Source organism: Luteococcus peritonei (assembly GCF_039526385.1).
GTDB lineage: Bacteria > Actinomycetota > Actinomycetes > Propionibacteriales > Propionibacteriaceae > Luteococcus > Luteococcus peritonei.
Window position 1 is genome coordinate 1 of record NZ_BAAAIX010000005.1, and the last position, 17,412, is coordinate 17,412.

Annotated in this window: 16 protein-coding genes; 5 read left to right on the plus strand and 11 right to left on the minus strand. The window is 69.6% G+C overall.

Annotated features, from left to right (window positions below; genetic code table 11):
• Positions 1 to 103: 103 nt before the first annotated feature.
• The 4 genes from ABD073_RS02155 to ABD073_RS02170 all read right to left on the minus strand — a co-directional run bounded on the left by ABD073_RS02155 (position 104) and on the right by ABD073_RS02170 (position 4,445).
• On the minus strand, positions 104 to 1,597 hold the full coding sequence (locus ABD073_RS02155; RefSeq protein ID WP_343872089.1) for an alanine/glycine:cation symporter family protein: 1,494 nt from the start codon (positions 1,595 to 1,597) through the stop codon (positions 104 to 106).
• A 138-nt stretch (positions 1,598 to 1,735) separates the two neighbouring features.
• The gene (locus tag ABD073_RS02160; RefSeq protein ID WP_343872090.1) at positions 1,736 to 2,365 is read right to left on the minus strand and encodes a hypothetical protein; all 630 of its coding nucleotides are present in this window, start codon (positions 2,363 to 2,365) and stop codon (positions 1,736 to 1,738) included.
• 35 nt (positions 2,366 to 2,400) lie between these two features.
• The gene (locus ABD073_RS02165; RefSeq protein ID WP_343872128.1) at positions 2,401 to 2,910 is read right to left on the minus strand and encodes a rhomboid family intramembrane serine protease; all 510 of its coding nucleotides are present in this window, start codon (positions 2,908 to 2,910) and stop codon (positions 2,401 to 2,403) included.
• A gap of 110 nt (positions 2,911 to 3,020) precedes the next feature.
• Positions 3,021 to 4,445: an AAA family ATPase gene (locus ABD073_RS02170; protein WP_343872091.1), complete on the minus strand. Its 1,425-nt coding sequence runs from the start codon at positions 4,443 to 4,445 to the stop codon at positions 3,021 to 3,023.
• Positions 4,446 to 4,515: 70 nt separating this feature from the next.
• Here ABD073_RS02170 and ABD073_RS02175 point away from each other — a divergent pair, with 70 nt between their 5' ends.
• Positions 4,516 to 4,980, plus strand: a complete 465-nt coding sequence (locus tag ABD073_RS02175) for a DUF1801 domain-containing protein (RefSeq protein ID WP_343872092.1) — start codon at positions 4,516 to 4,518, stop codon at positions 4,978 to 4,980.
• A gap of 125 nt (positions 4,981 to 5,105) precedes the next feature.
• Positions 5,106 to 6,461 (plus strand): GntP family permease, encoded by a 1,356-nt coding sequence (locus tag ABD073_RS02180; protein WP_343872093.1) that lies wholly within the window; start codon positions 5,106 to 5,108, stop codon positions 6,459 to 6,461.
• Between the two features lie 65 nt (positions 6,462 to 6,526).
• Here the strand turns inward: ABD073_RS02180 and ABD073_RS02185 are convergent, their stop codons facing one another.
• The 4 genes from ABD073_RS02185 to ABD073_RS02200 form a co-directional block, all read right to left on the minus strand.
• Positions 6,527 to 7,459 (minus strand): hypothetical protein, encoded by a 933-nt coding sequence (locus ABD073_RS02185; protein ID WP_343872095.1) that lies wholly within the window; start codon positions 7,457 to 7,459, stop codon positions 6,527 to 6,529.
• Positions 7,460 to 7,542: 83 nt separating this feature from the next.
• Positions 7,543 to 8,376 (minus strand): carbohydrate ABC transporter permease, encoded by an 834-nt coding sequence (locus tag ABD073_RS02190; RefSeq protein WP_343872096.1) that lies wholly within the window; start codon positions 8,374 to 8,376, stop codon positions 7,543 to 7,545.
• Entirely contained in the window at positions 8,373 to 9,368 is a 996-nt protein-coding gene (locus tag ABD073_RS02195) for a carbohydrate ABC transporter permease (RefSeq protein ID WP_343872097.1), read from the minus strand. The genes ABD073_RS02190 and ABD073_RS02195 overlap by 4 nt, the downstream gene beginning before the upstream one ends.
• Positions 9,368 to 10,663 (minus strand): extracellular solute-binding protein, encoded by a 1,296-nt coding sequence (locus tag ABD073_RS02200; RefSeq protein ID WP_343872098.1) that lies wholly within the window; start codon positions 10,661 to 10,663, stop codon positions 9,368 to 9,370. The genes ABD073_RS02195 and ABD073_RS02200 overlap by 1 nt, the downstream gene beginning before the upstream one ends.
• A gap of 101 nt (positions 10,664 to 10,764) precedes the next feature.
• On the opposite strand from ABD073_RS02200, the gene hemW reads away from it, so the two are divergent.
• Positions 10,765 to 11,973 carry a radical SAM family heme chaperone HemW gene (hemW, locus tag ABD073_RS02205; protein WP_343872099.1) on the plus strand — a complete coding sequence of 403 codons (1,209 nt, stop codon included), beginning with the start codon at positions 10,765 to 10,767 and terminating at the stop codon, positions 11,971 to 11,973.
• A gap of 42 nt (positions 11,974 to 12,015) precedes the next feature.
• On the plus strand, positions 12,016 to 12,861 hold the full coding sequence (locus ABD073_RS02210; protein WP_343872100.1) for a DUF3097 domain-containing protein: 846 nt from the start codon (positions 12,016 to 12,018) through the stop codon (positions 12,859 to 12,861).
• 79 nt (positions 12,862 to 12,940) lie between these two features.
• Here the strand turns inward: ABD073_RS02210 and ABD073_RS02215 are convergent, their stop codons facing one another.
• Together ABD073_RS02215 and ABD073_RS02220 are read right to left on the minus strand one after the other, a co-directional pair.
• Positions 12,941 to 14,203: an SLC13 family permease gene (locus ABD073_RS02215; RefSeq protein WP_343872101.1), complete on the minus strand. Its 1,263-nt coding sequence runs from the start codon at positions 14,201 to 14,203 to the stop codon at positions 12,941 to 12,943.
• Between the two features lie 29 nt (positions 14,204 to 14,232).
• Complete coding sequence (locus ABD073_RS02220) at positions 14,233 to 15,360, minus strand: PrpF domain-containing protein (RefSeq protein WP_343872103.1); 1,128 nt, start codon at positions 15,358 to 15,360, stop codon at positions 14,233 to 14,235.
• 119 nt (positions 15,361 to 15,479) lie between these two features.
• Between ABD073_RS02220 and ABD073_RS02225 the strand changes: the two genes are divergently transcribed.
• Positions 15,480 to 16,412 (plus strand): LysR family transcriptional regulator, encoded by a 933-nt coding sequence (locus tag ABD073_RS02225; RefSeq protein ID WP_343872104.1) that lies wholly within the window; start codon positions 15,480 to 15,482, stop codon positions 16,410 to 16,412.
• On the opposite strand, the gene ABD073_RS02230 is transcribed toward ABD073_RS02225, so the two are convergent.
• Complete coding sequence (locus ABD073_RS02230) at positions 16,402 to 17,307, minus strand: NADP-dependent oxidoreductase (RefSeq protein ID WP_343872105.1); 906 nt, start codon at positions 17,305 to 17,307, stop codon at positions 16,402 to 16,404. The genes ABD073_RS02225 and ABD073_RS02230 overlap by 11 nt on opposite strands.
• Between the last annotated feature and the right edge of the window lie 105 nt (positions 17,308 to 17,412).

A 17,412-nucleotide genomic window follows, 5' to 3' on the forward strand; every position in this document is an offset into this window, starting at 1 on the left:
CCGAGCGTTTGCGTGATCTACTAACCGTCTAGACCATCAGGTGTTGCGAGGACCACAAGAATCCGCCCCCCAGGGGTCGGGACGGGCCCTTCGTCGTGGCAGGTCAGTCCTTGGCCGCGGTCAGCGCGTCGTCACCCTCGGGGTGGAACCATTTGCCGGCCTCGTGACCGGGACGGGTGTGCCAGACCTCGCCCGGGATGCCCTCGGGCATGAAGCGGTTGCCGTCCAGGTTGAACTGGGCGGTCACCGGATCGGGCTGGGAGTCCAGGTCGCGCAGGGCCGCCACCGCATACTTGCCCAGGAAGATCAGGGCGATCAGGTTGGTGATGGCCATCGAGGCCATGGCGATGTCGGCCAGTGACCAGACGAAGTCCAGCGCCAGCACGGCACCCAGGCCCGCCGAGGCAATGGTCAACAACCGGATCGCCATCTCACCCACACGGCCGCCGCGCAGGAAGTCCATGTTGATCTCGGCATAGGTCTCGTTGCCCAGGATGGTGCTGAAGGCGAAGACGAAGATCAGCACCGCGAAGATGGGGCCGGTCCAGTTGCCCAGCGAAAAGGCCATGGCGTCCTGGGTCAGGGTGGCACCGGCCTGCGCCTTGGTGGTGACGCCCGGGGTGTAGATGCTGGGTCCGGCCAGCAGGATCATCACCGCGGTGGCGGTGCAGACGATGATGGTGTCGACGAAGACGCCCAGCGACTGGATCAGGCCCTGGTGCGCCGGGTGGCTGGTGGTGGCCGCGGCGGCCGCGTTGGGCGCGGAGCCCTCGCCGGCCTCGTTGGAGTACAGGCCGCGCTTGATGCCGTTCATGATGGTGGCCAGCAGCCCGCCACCCACACCCGCCAGCGCCTGGTCCAGACCGAAGGCGCCCTTGAAGATCATCATGATGGCGTGCGGCACCTCGCCCAGGTTGGTCACGATGACCGCCAGCGCCAGCAGCACGTAGAACAGCGCCATCAGCGGGGCCATCCACTCGGTCACCCTGGCGATGGCCTTGACGCCGCCGATCACGATGATGCCGGTGCCGACGGCGAGCAGGATGGCGGTGAGCGGCTTGCTCATGCCGAAGGACTTCTCGAAGACGGCGGCGATCGTGTTGGCCTGGACCATCTGGTAGGCGAAGCCGAAGGTGAAGATGAGGAAGACGGCGAAGACCATGCCCAGGCCGCGCGACTTCATGCCGCGCTGCATGTAGTAGGCCGGGCCACCGCGGAAGCTGCCGTCGCTGTGGGGCACCTTGTACAGCTGGGCCAGGGTGGACTCGATGAAGGCCGTCGCCATGCCGACGCTGGCCATCACCCACATCCAGAAGACGGCGCCCGGGCCGCCCAGGGCCAGAGCGATCGCCACACCGGCGATGTTGCCGGTGCCGACGCGGGAGGCCAGCGAGATGCAGAAGGCCTGGAAGGAGGAGATGCCGTCGCCAGCGCCCGAACGGGAGTCGAGGGCGATGCGCACCATGGTGCCGAGCCGGCGGAACTGCACGCCGCGGGTCATGACGGTGAAGGCGATGCCCGCCAGGATGACGAGCACGATCAGCACCCAGCTGAGCTGGTCGTTCAGCCAGCCGACGATCGAGTTGAGGTTGTCCATACGGGTCCTGTCTGGATCCGACGCGAGCGGCCAACGGGGCCAGGGCGCGGCGTGTTGCGAGTGTTTCGGAGGCTCAATGAAAACACACCGCTGCCCGGGCCGGGCCCTCGTCCGGCTCGTATCCGCCCGCGGAAGGGCTCAGGCGCCCGCCACGACCTTGCCGCCCGTGCGCTCGGCGAGGGCCTTGAGCTGCGCCGGGCTGGCCATCTTCTCGCCGCCCTGGGTGGCCGCCATCAGGAACCAGTTCTCGCCGCGGACATAGCTGATCTCCTGGCCCATCTCGGCCACCATCGCCTTCACCGCGCTGGTCACCTGGGACGAGCTCTCGGTGGTCATGACGATGATCTCCGTCTGGCCTGCGGTGCAGGTGGCGCCGGCCTTGATGCCCACCTTCGCCGAGCGGGCATTCGCGGTGCGCACCTCGGTGGAGCCGGCGGGGCAGCCGGCCTTCGTGGTGAGGGCCGTGACCTCCTGGGCATCGGCGGCGGCCGTGGACGACGAGGCCGAGCCGGAGGCGGCACTGGAGGCGGCAGGGGAGTTCGAGACGGCGGGCGAGGCGGACGTGCTCGGTGAGGACGTCAGCAGCGGGCTCGAGCTGGCCGCAGCGGAGGAGGACGTGCTGACGGCGGGGGAGGCCGAGGAAGCACTTGCCGGGGCGGTCGAGCTGGTGGAGGTGGTGGAGGTGCTCGACCCGGTGGAGTCGTTGCTGCAGCCGACGAGGCCCGCGGCGGCGAGCAGCACGAGGCTGGTGGCGAGGGTGGTGCGCATCTGGTCCTCCTGGAGTTTCGGTTCGGTTGCGAAGGCTATCGGGTGCTGGGACCACGGCCGTGCTGCAGCCAGGCCGCGAGCACCCCGCCGACCGCACCACCCAGGTGCCCCTGCCACGAGATGCTGGGGCCGGTGGGCAGCACGCCCCACAGCACCGAGCCGTAGACCACGAGGACCACCAGCCCCACCAGCACCTGGCGCCAGTCACGGGTCCACCAGCCGCGCACCAGCAGGTAGGTCAGGAAGCCGAAGACCAACCCCGAGGCCCCCAGTGTCAGGGTGCCGGGTGGTGAGAGCAGCCAGGCCGCCAGGCCCGAGCAGAGCACCACCACCAGCGCCGTCACCACCCAGCGTCGCACTCCCGCCAGCGCCACCAGGAAGCCCAGCACCAGCAGCGGCACCGAATTGTTGGCCAGGTGCTGCCAGCCCAGATGGAGCCAGGGTGCGGTGAAGACGCCCCACAGGTCGTCGAGCTGCCAGGAGCGCAGGCCAAGGCGGTCCAGGGCATGTCCGCTCAGGGTGTCGAGCACCTCGAGCAGCCACATCACCGCGACGGTGCCGCCGTTGAGCAGCAGCGAGGTGCGGGCCCGGTCACCGCCGGCGGGCGTCGGTGCCTGGGCGTGGGGTGCCGGGAGGTACGGGCCTGGGGGATGGCTCATGTCTCCAGTGTGCCTGTCGACGCAACCAGCCCCACCGGGTTCAGCCCACCCGAGCGGGCGCCCAGCAGCACCCGGGAGAGCTCCTCGGAGTCGGCCAGCAGGGCCTCGGTGGCCTCCCTCAGGTGCCGGTCCTCGGCGGGAACCGCCTCCAGGGTGGCCCGCAGCACGGCGCGTCTGACCAGCTCCTTGGCGAGCGAGGCGGTCGTGCTCTCCAGGCGCCCCGCGGTCTGGTCGAGCAGGGCGTCGGTGAAGGCGCCGGCGGGGGCGTAGAGCCGCAGCAGGGCCTGGCGTCCGGCCAGGTCGGGCAGCGAGATCTCCGCGGCCAGGTCCACCCGGCCCGGGCGCTGGGTGAGCGCCTCCTCCATGGCCTCCACCCGGTTGGTGGTGAGCAGGAAGGTGACATCGGCATCGCCGTCGAGCCCGTCCATGGCATCCATCACCTCGAAGAGCAGCGGCTGGGCGCCGTAGGACAGGTCGCGGCTCTCGGCCACCAGGTCGACGTCCTCCAGCACCACGATGGCGGGCTGCAGAGCCCTGGCGATCTGGGCCGCCTGCCCCACGTACTGCAGGGAGGTGCCGGACATCAGCACCACGGTGTGGTCCGTGGCCTGGCCCACCAGGTGGCGCACCGTGTGGGTCTTGCCGGTGCCGGGCGGGCCGTAGAGCAGCACACCGCGCTTGAGGTGCTGGCCCTGGCGACGTAGTTCGTCGGCGTGCGCGGCGATGCCCAGCACGTGCTGCTTGATCCGCTCCAGGGTGCCCGCGGGCAGCACGACGTCCTGCTCGGCCACCTCGGGCCGAGGCAGGAAGGTGATGCCCCGTGCGGTCTGCTCGTAGCCGGACTGCTTGATGGCGATCACCTGCCCCCGCAGCACGCTGTGCTGGATGGCGAGCTGCTTGAGCTCGGCCAGCAGGTCTCGGGCCAGCTGGCGGTCGGGGCACATCACCTCCAGGGAGGCGGAGTCCTGGCCGCGTCGCGGGTTGGCCTCCCGGACCAGGACGGCCACCGGCTGGCCGTCGTGGCGGAAGAGCCGGATGCCGAAGCCCAGGCAGCTGCGCTCGCTGGTGGGGGAGTCCGGCAGCACCGTCAGGTCCGGCTGGGCCACCGTCACCTGTCCGCCCCAGTTGTTCTGCAACAGGTCAGAGAGCGCGGTGTGGTACTTCATGTCGCCGCTGCCCACCCCGATCAGCTCGGCCTGCGGATCCCGCTCGGCCATCATCTCCAGGGCGATGTCGGCGTCCAGGAAGCGGTGCGCCGGTACGTCCTCGGTGAGCACCGCCACCTGGTCGGCGGGCATGCCCAGGTGGCCGGCCAGCCGGTCGGCGAGGCGCTCACCGTCGACGGTGCCCGGCTGGTGGTCCTGCACCAGCCGGAGCAGGGCGTGCAGCTGGTCAAGGGTCTCGCGCGTGGTCTCGTCCATGGCTGCACCCTAGGAGCGGCCACTGACAGAAGACCACGGAATTGTCCGAGCCGCTGCCTACTGTGTCCGTATGGCCAGACAGCACGCGACCACCCTCGACGACTTCTTCCACCAGCTGCCGCCGCAGCGACTCGAACCGGCCCGGGAGCTCTTCCGCCAGATCGACGAGAACCTCGACGACGGCCACGAGCTCACCATGTTCTGCGGCATGCCCACCTGGGTGGTGCCGCACAGCCGGTACCCCCGCGGACACCACACGAACCCGGAGCTGGGCGTGGCCCGGATCTCGCTGGGCAACCAGGGCGGGCACCTGGCGGTCTACGACATGGGCCTCTACGCGGATCCCGACGTGCTGCAGTGGTTCGTCGACGAGTACCGCAGGACCGGCTGGACGCCCAACATGGGACGCTCCTGCATCCGGTTCACGGCCATGACCCGGATCCCCTACGAGCTGGTGGGGCAGCTGGCCGCCCGGATCAGCCTGGAGGAGTTCATCACCCGCTACGAGGCCAACGACCCACGCACCAGACGGTGAGCCCGCACAGGGGAGGGCCGGCGGTGATTTCCACAGCCCCGCGTCCCCAGCACCACAAGGCTGCTTGCTAGTTTTGCGGACAAGCCGTCCAGCGTCGGGCGGCGGTCCGGCCCGGGGGGAGTCCCATGCTCGTACTGCACACCGTCATCGCAATCGTCGCGGTGGTCCTGCTCATCATCAAGTTCAAGATCGACCCGGTGATCTCGCTGGTGATCGGTTCGCTCTACCTGGGCCTGGCCGGCGGGGTCGGCTTCCCCGGCACGGTGGAGGCCATCACCAAGGGTTTCGGCAGCATCATGACCAGCGTCGGCCTGCTGATCGGCTTCGGCGTGCTGATCGGCGCCCTGCTGCACACCACCGGCGCCTTCACCAAGATGGTGCGCGCCCTGCTCAAGCTCTTCGGTCCCACCCGGATCCCCTATGGCCTGACCCTGGCGCTGGCCACCATCTTCCCCTCGATCTACGTCGACGTGCAGGTGGTGCTGGCCGCGCCGGTGGCCCGCCAGGCCGCCAAGCACATGGGCCCCAACGGCCTGGGCCGGATGGCCGGGGCCCTGGGCATCGGTATCTTCGCCGGCTATGTCTTCGTGGTGCCCGGCCTGTCGGCCATCTCGATCTGCGGCCTGATGGGCATCCCGCTGGGCAAGTACCTGATGTTCGGCATCGTGATCGGCCCGCTCACCGCCTTCCTCACCGTGCTGGTCTTCGGCCTGATGCTGCGCGCCGGTTGGTGGAACCCGGCCAAGGACGAGGAGGAGTCCGAGGCTCTGCTTGAGTCCGAGGCTCGGGCCGCCGAGCTGGAGGCCTCCGGGCAGGCTGAGCGCACCCAGTCGCTGTGGCTGAGCATGCTGCCCATCATGGTCCCGTTGCTGCTGATCGCCTTCGGTGCTTTTGCGGAGCTGTTCTCGTTCACCAACCAGTTCATCGACTTCATCGGCAATGCCAATGTCGCCCTGTTCATCGGCCTGCTGCTGGCCTACTTCCTCTCCCGCGCCACTGTGGGGGAGGAGGGTGCAGCCGAGGCCTTCAGCGACGGCCTGCACACCTCCGGTGAGATCTTGCTGGTGACCGGTATCGGTGGCTCGCTGGGTGCGGTGATCAAGGCCACCGGCCTGGCCAAGCTGCTCGGTGACATGTTCGACGCGGACTCCGGTGCCCCGGTGATCCTGATCATCCTGCTGGCCTGGTTCGTCGCCGCGGTGCTCCATCTGGCCATCGGCTCGGTCTCGGTGGCCGCCATCACCGGTGCCGGCATCATCGCCCCGCTGCTGGGCAGCATCGACGTGAACCCCGTGGTGCTGGGCCTGGCCATCGCCTCCGGTGCCCTGTTCGCGCTGCACGTGAACAGCAACTTCTTCTGGATGTTCAAGTCCCTGCTGGGGCTGTCCACCCAGGGCAGCCTGAAGTCCATGACGACGGTGACCACGATCGGCTCGCTGATCAGCCTGCCCATGGTGATCGCCCTCGGCCTGGCGATGTAGGCGCTTCCGAGCAGAGCTCCGCCCGGCACCCGTCTGGGAGCCGGGCGGAGTTGCGTGCTGGGCCGTCAGGCCATGGACCTCGGGTCGAAGGCGAAGGAGCCGGTGGACAGGCCGGTCACCCGGGGGCCGTCAGCGCCGAAGACGGCCACCACCAGCTGCTGCGGCGTGGTGCACCCGGTCCTTGTCTCGGCGGCCTCCAGGCGACGGTAGGCGTCGCAGGTGGTGGAGCGTCCGGGGGCCAGCGGCAGGGCGGTGGTGCAGTTGCCGATGAACATCTGCTCGCCCTCGGCGTCCAGGTAGACCTTGCCGTCCGGGGTCTGCAGGTCCAGGTAGCGGGTGGGCAGCCAGCCGGTGTTCTTCACGTCCACCTTGAAGACCTCCACCGGACCGTAGGAGGAGTCCTTGCGCACCCCGGCCGTGGCCACGTGGGCCTCCACCCGACGCGCGTGCACGGCATCCGCGTCGAAGGCCGCGGCGCCGGTGCGCAGGCCCGTCACCTTGGGCCCCTTGTCGCCGAAGGTGACGACGACCAGGCGCTGCGGCTGCAGCCGGCCGGTCTCGAGCTCGGCGGTGGACAGGCGCCGGTACATGGTGCAGGTGGTGGCCGTTCCGGGGCGCAGCGGCATGGCCTTGGGGCGGCAGTTGCCGATGAACATCTGCTCGCCCTCGTCGTCGAGGTAGACCTCGCCGGACGGGGTCTGGACGTCGAGGTAGCGGGTGGGCTTCGTGCCGGTGTTGCGCAGCTCGACGTCGATCTTCTCGATCGGGCCGTAGCTGCGGTCGAAGGCGGCACCGAGCGAGGTCATCCGCGCCTGCACCCGAGCGCCGGCCCACTCCCCGGAGCGGACCACGGGGCTGCTGCGCCAGCCCTCGGCGCGGGGCGCGGTGCGGGAGGGCTGCGGCGCGGCGGGGGCGGCCTCGGCGGTGGGCGCGAGCGGGGCGAGCAGGCCGGTGGTGCAGGCAAGGGCGGCCAGGGCCAGAGTGGGTGTGCGGTGCATGGGCAACCTGCAGTGGAGTATTCATGAGAATGAATCTCATTAATACTCCCACTGCAGGCTCATCGTCCAGTCAGGAGGGACGGCTACTTCATGCCGCTGGTCTCGACCCCCTGCACCAGGAAGCGCTGCAGGAAGAGGAAGACCAGTACCACCGGGCTGATGGCCAGCAGGGCGCCGGCGAAGAGCACCGGGTAGTTGACGCCCTGGCTGGTCATGAACTGGCTCAGCGTCACCTGCACCGTGCGGGTGTTCTCGCGGCCCACCAGCAGCGGCCACAGGAAGGCATTCCAGGAACCGATGAAGGTGATCGTGCCCACGGCGCCCACGATGCCCATCGAATTGGGCACCACCACCTTCCAGAAGGTGGTCCACGGATTGGCCCCGTCGATCATGGCCGCCTCCTCCAGCTCCACCGGGAAGCCCAGGAAGTTCTGCCGGAACATGTAGGTGGCGAAGGCGCTGAACATGCCCGGCACCACCAGGCCGCGGTAGGAGTCGATCCAGCCCAGCTGGGCGGTCATCACGAACATCGGGATGAAGGTGACCGCCGCCGGCACCATCAGGGTGAACAGCGTGACGCCCAGCAGGATGCGCGAGAGCCGGGTGTCGTAGCGGGCCAGGGCGTAACCGGCCAGCAGCGCGATCACCACGGTCAGCGTGGTCTGGCTGATGCTCATCACCGCCGAGTGCAGCAGTGCGGGCACCATCCCGACGTTGTCGTCGGCGAACAGGGCGGCGAAGTTGTCGCCGTTGAGCTGGTCGGGCAGCCACTTCCAGCGGGCCGCGGTGATCAGCCGGTTGGAGGAGAAGGCATTGCGCACCAGCACGTAGAAGGGCAGCAGGAAGAGCACGCTGAGCACCACCAGCAAGCCGTAGCGGGCGGGGCGCAGGCCGCCACCGGAACGTCGGGCGCTCATCGGTTGCCCTCCTTGCGCTCGCTGCGGGTGACCAGCCAGTTCTGCAGCAGGCCGAAGAAGACGATCAGCGCGGTGATGATCATCGTGCCGGCGCCGCCCAGGCCCAGGTCCTGCTGGCCGCCGCCCAGGCTCACCAGGTACAGGTGCACCAGCGGGGGCCGGGCGTAGGGCGGGTAGCTGCCCATCGAGCCCAGGGTGTTGAAGAACTCGTCGAAGGCCTGGAAGGCGCCGATCAGCAGCAGCATCAGCACCGCCACCGAGGTGGCCCGCAGCTGCGGCAGGGTGATCCAGCGCAGCCGTCGCCAGCCGGTGGCGCCGTCCAGGGCCGCGGCCTCGTAGGTCTCCACCGGGATCTTGTTGAGCCCGGCGATGAACAGGATCATGTAGAAGCCGGCCTGCAGCCACAGCCGCAGGCTCACCAGCACCAGCCAGTACCACTGGTTCGTGCCGCCCAGCCAGTTGACGTTCTCACCGCCCATGCTGCGCAGCAGCGAGTTGGCCAGTCCGAAGCGGGTGCCGCTGAAGAAGGCCAGCCGCCAGATCATGGCGGCGATCACGTAGGAGACGGCGGTGGGGATGAAGAAGACGGAGCGGAAGAAGGCCTGTCCGGTCTTGATCCCGTCCAGCAGCAGCGCCAGGGAGAGGGAGGCCACGAAGGTCAGCGGCACGATGAAGGCGCTGAAGCCGATGAAGGTGAGCAGCGAGTTGCGGAAGAGCGGGTCACCCAACAGGTAGCGATAGTTCGCCAACCCGACGAACTTGGTGGGCGTCACCGTGTTGCGGGCGTCGAAGAAGCTCAGGTAGGCGCTCCACACGATCGGGATGTAGACGAACAGCAGCAGACCGATGATGAAGGGCGCCACGAAGGCCAGGAACCACCAGTTGCGACCCTGGTGACCACCCAGGCGGCCCAGCCACGAGGTGCGGGGGGAGCGCGAAAGCCCCTCCGTCGCATCGGCGACGGAGGGGCGCTGCGCGTCGAGCGTGCTCATCAGCCCTTGATGCGCTTGAGCTCGGCGGTGATCTTGGTGCCGACGGAGGCCAGCTCCTTGGCGGGATCGGCTTTCTTCTTCACCACATTGCTCACCGCGGCGGCGAAGGAGTCGGCCATCGCGCCGCTCCACAGGATGTCGGAGGCGGGCTTGCCGAAGTCGGTGAGGATCTGGGCGGCGTCCTTGCCCGGGCCCTCGGCCAGCTTGGTGCACTTCGGGGCCAGCTCGGGCTGGGCCGGGACGTGGGTGCCGTAGTTGTTGGCGAAGTCCACCTGGTCCTCGGTCTGGTCCACCCACAGCCACTTGGCGTACTCCTTGGCGGCTTCCACGTTCTTGCCCTTGGCCGCCACGCAGCAGCCGAAGGCACCGAACATGGTGGCCTGCTTGCCGGCGGAGCCGACGGCGGGGAAGGGCAGCACGCCGAAGTCGTCGCCCAACGCCTTCTGGATGTCGGTCATCGACCACAGGCCACCCCACTGCATGGCGGTCTCCTCGTTGGCGAAGGGGGAGCCGTCGAACCAGTCCTTGCTGGCGCTCTGCAGCAGGGCGCCGGAGTTGAACAGGTCGCGGTAGTCGGTGAGTGCCTGGTAGAAGTTCTCGTTGAGGAAGCCCGCGGCGGTGCGGTCCTCGTTGAGCTGGCTGCTGCCGGAGGCGTAGAGCAGGGCGGTGGCGATCGGGCCCAGGCCGTCGTTGCCGACGAACAGGCCGCCGATGTCGGCGGTCTTGACCGCCTTGGCTGCGGCCACCAGCTCCTCGAAGGTCTTGGGCGGCTGCACGCCGGCCTTCTCGAGCAGCGACTTGCGGTAGTAGAGCAGGTGCATGTCCACCACCTGCGGGATCCCGTAGATCTTGCCCTCGTAGGTCATCCGGTTCATCAGCTCGGCATTGAACCGGCTCTTGGCGTCGCCGATCACATCGGTCAGGTCGGCCACCTGGCCGGCCTTGATCATGTCGATGCTGGGGCCCATCTCCGACTCGAAGACGTCGGGGATGTCATTGGTCAGCAGGGCCGCGGAGAGGAGCTTGGCATAGTCGCCAACATTCCACTTCACCGTGACCTTGGCCTTGTCATAGGCGGCGGCGTACTTCTTGACGGCCTCCTGGGTACCGGGCTCACCGTACTCGTGGTACCACTGCGTCAGTGCAGCACCCGAGGCGGCTGCGGATCCGGAGCCGGCGGGGGAGGGGGAGCTGTCGGAGGAGATCCCGCCCTTGTTGCTGCCGCAGGCGGCCAGGGTGCCGGTGGCGACAGCGGCACCGGTGAGGGAGATGAAGGTGCGACGGTTCAGGTTCATGGACGAAGCCTAGACCCGGATGTTGAAATCTGGACCGGCCATCCGCACCCCGACCGGTGCGCGGACGGCGAACGCCCGTGGCCCGCGGCTAGGCTTGCGCGGTGCCTTCCGCCCTGCCCGACGGCGAGCCCGTCCCCCTCGACGGCTCCCTGCCTGATGTCGCCCTGGCCGAGCTGCCCGACAGCCCGCTCAGCATCTACCTCCACGTCCCCTTCTGCAGCACGCGCTGTGGTTACTGCGACTTCAACACCTACACCAGCAACGAGCTGCAGGGCACCGGCACGGCCGACTACCTCACCGCTGCGCACGCCGAGATCGACCTGGCGCGCCGGGTGCTGGGAGATGGGACACCGTCCGCCTCGACGGTCTTCTTCGGCGGTGGCACCCCCACCCTGCTGAGCGGCGCCGAGCTGGGCGGCCTGCTGGCCCACGTCCGGGAGGCCTTCGGCCTGCAACCAGACGCCGAGGTCACCACCGAGGCAAACCCGGAGACGGTCACGCCGCAGCTGCTGGACGAGCTGCTGGCGGCCGGCTTCACCCGGATCAGCCTGGGCATGCAGTCGGCCACGCCCCGGGTGCTGCAGGTGCTGGAACGACGCCACACCCCCGGCCGGGCGCTTGAGGTGGCCCGGATGGCCCACCGGGCCGGCTTCGGCGACGTCAGCCTGGACCTGATCTACGGCACGCCCGGCGAGAGCCTGGCCGACTGGCGCACCAGCCTCGAGGCCGCCCTGTCGGTGGAACCGGAGCACATCAGCGCCTATGCCCTGATCGTCGAGGACGGCACCCGACTGGCCCACCAGGTCCGGCGCGGCCAGGTGCCGATGACCGACGACGACGACCTGGCCGACAAGTACCTGCTGGCCGAGCAGGTGCTCACCGAGGCGGGGCTGGAGGCCTACGAGGTGAGCAACTGGTCCCGAGGGCCCGAGCACCGGGCCCAGCACAACATGGCCTACTGGAAGGGCCACACCTGGTGGGGCATCGGGCCGGGGGCGCACAGCCATGCCGCCGGGGTGCGCTGGTGGAATGTGAAGCATCCTCGCGCCTATGCCGCCGCGCTGGCCGAGGGGCGAAGCCCGGGTGCCGGGCGCGAGCTGGTGGATCCGGCGGACCGGCGCATCGAGCGGGTGATGCTGGAGCTGCGGCTGGCCGACGGGCTGCCCTGGTCGGTGCTCACCGATTCCGAGCTGCGGCGCGTGCCCGACCTGGTGGAGCGCGGTCTGGCCGTCATCACGCACGACAACCTGGTGCTCACCCTGCAGGGCAGGCTGCTGGCCGATGCGGTGATCCGCGACCTGCTGGACTGACCTCCCCGAGCTCGGCGCCCCGGGCCGGTAGCCTCGGCCGACGTGGATCGCTACAGCAAGGACGTACTGCGCCCCGGATGGCAGCGCGCGGGCCAGCAGAAGACCACCGACGTGCCGATGGAACTGGGCATGGTGGTGGAGGAACCCTCCACCGGCTTCGTCGGCGCCATCGTGAAGTGGGAGAACGGCGTCGTGGTGCTGGAGGACCGCAAGCTCAAGCGACGCTCCTTCCCGGTGGGCCCCGGTTTCCTGCTGGAGGGCAAGCCGGTCAAGCTGTGCATCCCGCCGCGTACCGGCAGGGCCGAGCAGAAGTACACCGCCTCGGGCTCCCGCGCCAGCGAGAAGACCACCGCCAGGGTGGCGCTGCCGAGCCGGATCTACGTCGAGGGCCGCCACGACGCGGAACTGGTCGAGAAGGTCTGGGGCGACGACCTGCGCCATGTCGGCGTGGTGGTCGAGTACCTGGGCGGCATCGACGACCTGGTGGGCATCGTCGCCGAGTTCCGGCCCGAGAAGGGCCGCCGGCTCGGCGTGCTGGTGGACCACCTGGTCAGCGGCTCCAAGGAGAGCCGGATCGCCCGCGAGGTGGCCAAGGGCGGCTACGGCGACTACGTGATGATCGGCGGGCACCGCTTCATCGACGTCTGGCAAGCGGTCCGGCCGGAACGGATCGGGATCAAGAAGTGGCCAGAGGTGCCGATGGACGTGGACTGGAAGAAGGGCACCCTGGCCGCCCTGAACCTGCCGCACGCCGACCAGAAGGACGTGGCCCAGGCCTGGCAGGCGATCCTGGCTCGGGTCACCAGCTTCCGGGACCTCGACCCGGCCTTCGTCACCGAGATCGAGAAGCTCATCGACTTCGTCACCCAGGACCACGACTTCGGCTGAGCCGCACCCGGCAGTCCTCGGCACACGGCTCGGCCCGCCTCCCTGATCGGGAGGCGGGCCGTGCTGCGTGGTGGAACGATCAGATGGTGCGCAGCGCCACCAGCAGGCCCCAGGCCAGCAGCGGGCCGGTGATGACCACGATGCCGGCATAGCCCATCAGGCGGTTGTAGATCGTCTTGCTGTGCTCGCCACGGGCATTGGCGACGATCAGCGCGCCGTCGGTGGAGAAGGGCGAGACGTCGACGATGGTGGCCGAGATGGACAGCGCCGCCATCACTGCGATCGGGCTCAGGTTGCTGCTGGCCAGCAGCGGCACCGCGAGCGGGATGAAGGCCGTCAGCAGGGCGGTGGAGGAGGCGAAGGCCGAGGCCACGCCGATCACGTAGCAGAGCACCAGCGCCACCAGCAGCGGCGAGCCGAGCTTGACGGCGCCATTGGCCAGGGTGTCGATCACGCCGGCATGGGTGAGCAGCGAGACATAGGTGACCATGCCGCCCACCAGCAGCACGGTGGACCAGGAGATGCCGTTGATGAAGCTCTTGTGCTCCTTGATGTTGAAGAAGGCCATGACCAGGCCGGCGGTGAGGCTGACCAGGCTGATCGGCAGCTTGAAGCCGATGGCGGCCACGATGATCGCGCCGATCAGGGCCAGGGTGAGCCACTGCATGCTGGTGACGCCCTTGCCGTCGTCCACCAGGACGTCGTCGTCGGCGGCCTCCACCGGGCCGGTCTCGTGCAGCTTGCGCATCGCGGCCAGCACCACCACGGTCAGGATCGACAGGATCAGGTTGATCGCATAGCTGGCCAGGAAGAGCTTGGTGGAGGAGATGTTGTAGCCGTTCTTGGTGGCGATGCCGTGAACCAGCACGCCGGAGACCGAGATCGGGGAGAAGCCGCCGGCGTGTGCGCCGTTGATGATCAGGGCGCCCACGGCGATCGGGCTGAAGCGGGAACGGTGCGCGAAGGCCATGCCGGCCGGGGCGAGCAGCGCGACGGCGGCCGGCGAGAAGGTGCCCAGCGCGGTCAGGATCGAGGCCAGCACGAAGAAGATCCACGGCATCACCGAGACCTTGCCGCGTACCGCACTGATGCACTTGCGCACGATCAGGTCGATGGTGCCGTTGTTCTGCGCCATCGAGAAGAAGTAGGTCACGCCGATGATCGTCATCACGATCGAGACCGGGAACTCCTTGAAGATCTCCTTGTCGTCCATGCCGAGCACGAAGTAGCCGACGAAGAAGGAGGCGACGAAGCCCATCACGCCGATGTTCAGCGGCCACTTGGTGGCCACGATGAACATCCCGATCAGGACGAGGAGGGGAATGATTTCTGTCAGAGGCATCTTTGTCTCCTGGGTCTGGTGGGGGCAGGTCAGGCCGCGGGCTGCGGCAGGTCGATGGCGGCGTGGGCGATGCGACGGGCGGCGCGGCGCAGCGAGACCCGCTGCACGGTGCCGTCCTGGTCCAGCTCGACGTCGGTGGTCACGACACCGGCTGCGGTCCCGATGCGCAGCGTCAGGTGTTGGCCGGCGGGCTCGGTGCCGGCCGCCTCGGCCACCACGGAACCGTCGACGCAGGCGGCGGCGGCGGCCACGGCGGAGGTGAGGCCGATGGCGGGATGGGGAGCGAGCATGGAGACCATCCGGACGCTGATGTCGTGGTCCTCGGCGCGGACCTGCTCGCCGGTGGTGGTGGTGTAGTCGGCGGCGGGGCCGACGATGCCCACCTTGGGCACGGCATGGCTGACCGGGTCGCCCGGCTGGGCCAGGCCCATCTGCAGCGCGGCCTGGCGACGCAGGATGGTGAGCTCGGGCACGGCGGCCGCGAAGGCCTCCAGGTCCTCCGAGCCGGTCAGGCCCAGGTCGGCGGCACGGAAGAGCGTCGCGGGGGCGCCGGCGTCGACCATCGTGGCCGTGACGGGGGCGCCGTCCTCGCGCTGGAGCACCGTGGCGGCCGAGCCGGTGGGGAAGAGCTGGCCGGTCATCGCGCCCGCGGGCTTCTCGAAGACCAGGTCCACCGGGACACCTTGGGCGAGGCTGCCGGGCACCCGGGCGTCGCCGTCCATCGGCACCTGGCCGCCCGGGGTGGCGATCCGGGCCACGAGCAGCGAGCTGGTGTTGGTATTCCACATCCGCACCTCGGTGCTCTCCTGCTGCGGTGCGACCAGCCCCTCGGTGACGGCGTAGAGGCCGATCGCGGTGGCGCAGTTGCCGCAGTTGGAGCCCCACTCGACGCTCTCGCTGCCGATGCCCACCTGGGCGAAGTCGTACTCGAGGTCGGCTGGGCCGTCGGGGGTGGCGCGGATCACCGCGGCCTTGGAGGTGGTGGAGGTGGCGCCGCCGACGCCGTCGATCTGGCGGGGGTCGGCCGCGCCGAAGGCCTGGGCCAGGGTGGCCGAGACGGCCTCACGGTCCTGGCCGAAGGCGGTGATGGCGTCGTGGTCGAAGAGCCAGCACTTGCTGGTGCCTCCTCGGTACCAGGCTGCCGCGAGTGTGGGCATCGATTCTCCTGTGGGGCCGGGCGGACCTGCACCGCCGTTGGAGAAAACCTTCAGCCCGGCAACCATTCAGCACAATCGAGACTTTCTGGAATCGATGCAAGATCTGCTTAACTCTCAGCATGAAGGAACTCGACGCCAGACGCCTGCTCCTGCTGAAGTCCGTGGCCGATGCCGGCTCACTGACCGGTGCGGCCGGCCAGCTGGCCTTCACCACCTCGGCCATCTCGCAGCAGATCGCGAAGCTGGAGCAGGAGGCCGGACTGCCGCTGCTGGAACGCCACGCCCGAGGCGTCCACCTCACTGAGGCGGGCCACGCCCTGGTGGTGCACGCCGCCCGTCTGGAGGACCAGCTGGCGGCCGCCCGCGCCGAGCTGGACGAGTTCGCGGGGCTGCGCCGCGGGCGGCTGCTGCTGGGGGCCTTCCCGACGGTGGGAGCCTCGCTGCTCCCGCACGTCGTGATGGAGATGCGGGTGCGCCATCCCGAGCTGACGATCAGCATCACGAGTGCCCGCCAGGAGGGGCTGTTGCGCTCCCTGCGGCGACGCGAGGTGGACCTGGCCACGCTCTGGGACTACGCCTGGGACCAGTTGGACGCGCCAGACCTGGAACTGCAGCAGATCGCCTCCGACCCCACCACGCTGCTGCTGCCATCGGACCACCCGCTGGCCGGACGCGAGGTGGTCTCGATGGCCGAGCTGGCCGAGGAGGCCTGGGTGGTGCGGGCGGAGCACCCGGTGGCCCAGGTGCTCTCCCGGTTGTGCGCCGAGGCGGGCTTCGTCCCACGCGTCGAGATGGCGGCGGACGACTACCAGGAGCTGCAGGGCATGGTGGCCGCCGGACTGGGCATCGCGCTGGCGCCGCGGCTGGCCGTGCTGACCCCGCGCACCGACGTCAGGGTGCTCCCGATCGCGGGCAATCCCGCTCCGCGACGGATCCTGCTGGCGCGCCTGGCCTCGGCGCGCCTGGCCCCGCCGGTCCGGGCCGCGATCCCGGTCTTCGTGGACTGCGCGGCGGCTCTCTCACGCGCCGCGCAGCCGGTGGTCACCGACTGACGACCACCTTGCCGAGGGTATGTCCGGACTCCACCGTGGCGACCGCCTCTGCCGCCTGGTCGAAGTCGAAGGTGGCACCGGTGACCACCTGCAGGCGCTCACCGGCCACCAGGGCGGCCAGGTCGGCGAACAGGGAGGCGTCGCGGCGACGGGTGACGCCGGAGCCACCCACCTCGCGGGCCAGCGCTACGTCTGCGGTGCTGCGGAGCCGTGACGGATCGGCGAGCAGGGCTGCCCCCTCGCGCAGGGTCTGGCCGCCCACCGCGTCCACCAGGCAGTCGACCGGGCCCAGCCCACGGACCCGCTGGACCCATCCCTCACCCGAGGCGACCACCTCGACGCCCAGACCGGTGAGCACCTCGTGCTTGGCCGTGCCGGCCACGCCGACCACCCGCACGCCCCGCAACCGGGCCAGCTGCACCAGGTGACTGCCCACCCCGCCGCCGGCACCGAGCACCAAGAGGGTCTGGCCGGCCTCGGGTGCCAGCTCGTCGAGGGCGTCGAGGGCGGTGCCGATCGCCACCGGGATGCAGGCGGCCTGCTCGGCCGTCACGCCCTGCGGCACCGGCACCGTCTGGGCCGGATCCAGCACCACCTGCTCCGAGAGCGCACCGAAACCTGAGGCCGTGCCGCCCAGCACCAGCTCGCCCGGCTCCAGCCCGGGTCCCTGCGGGGCGCTGACCACCCGGCCTGCTGCCTCACGGCCGATCGCCATCGGGAAGCTGACCGCCACCTTGCCCTGGCGCTGACCGTTGCGCACCTTGATGTCGGCCGGGTTGAGGCCTGCCGCCACCAGCTCGATCACCACCTGCTCGGGCCCGGGGGTCGGTACAGGGAGCTCGAAGTACTGCTGGACCTGGGCGTCTCCGTAGCGGTCGAAGCCGTAGATGCGCATGACGTGCCTTTCTGAGGTGCACCGTGGGTGCTCTTGCGGCAACGATGCCACCTGCCGCGCCGGTGCGGGAGCGGGTCCGCCGACTGCTGTCGGTGGCGCGCAATA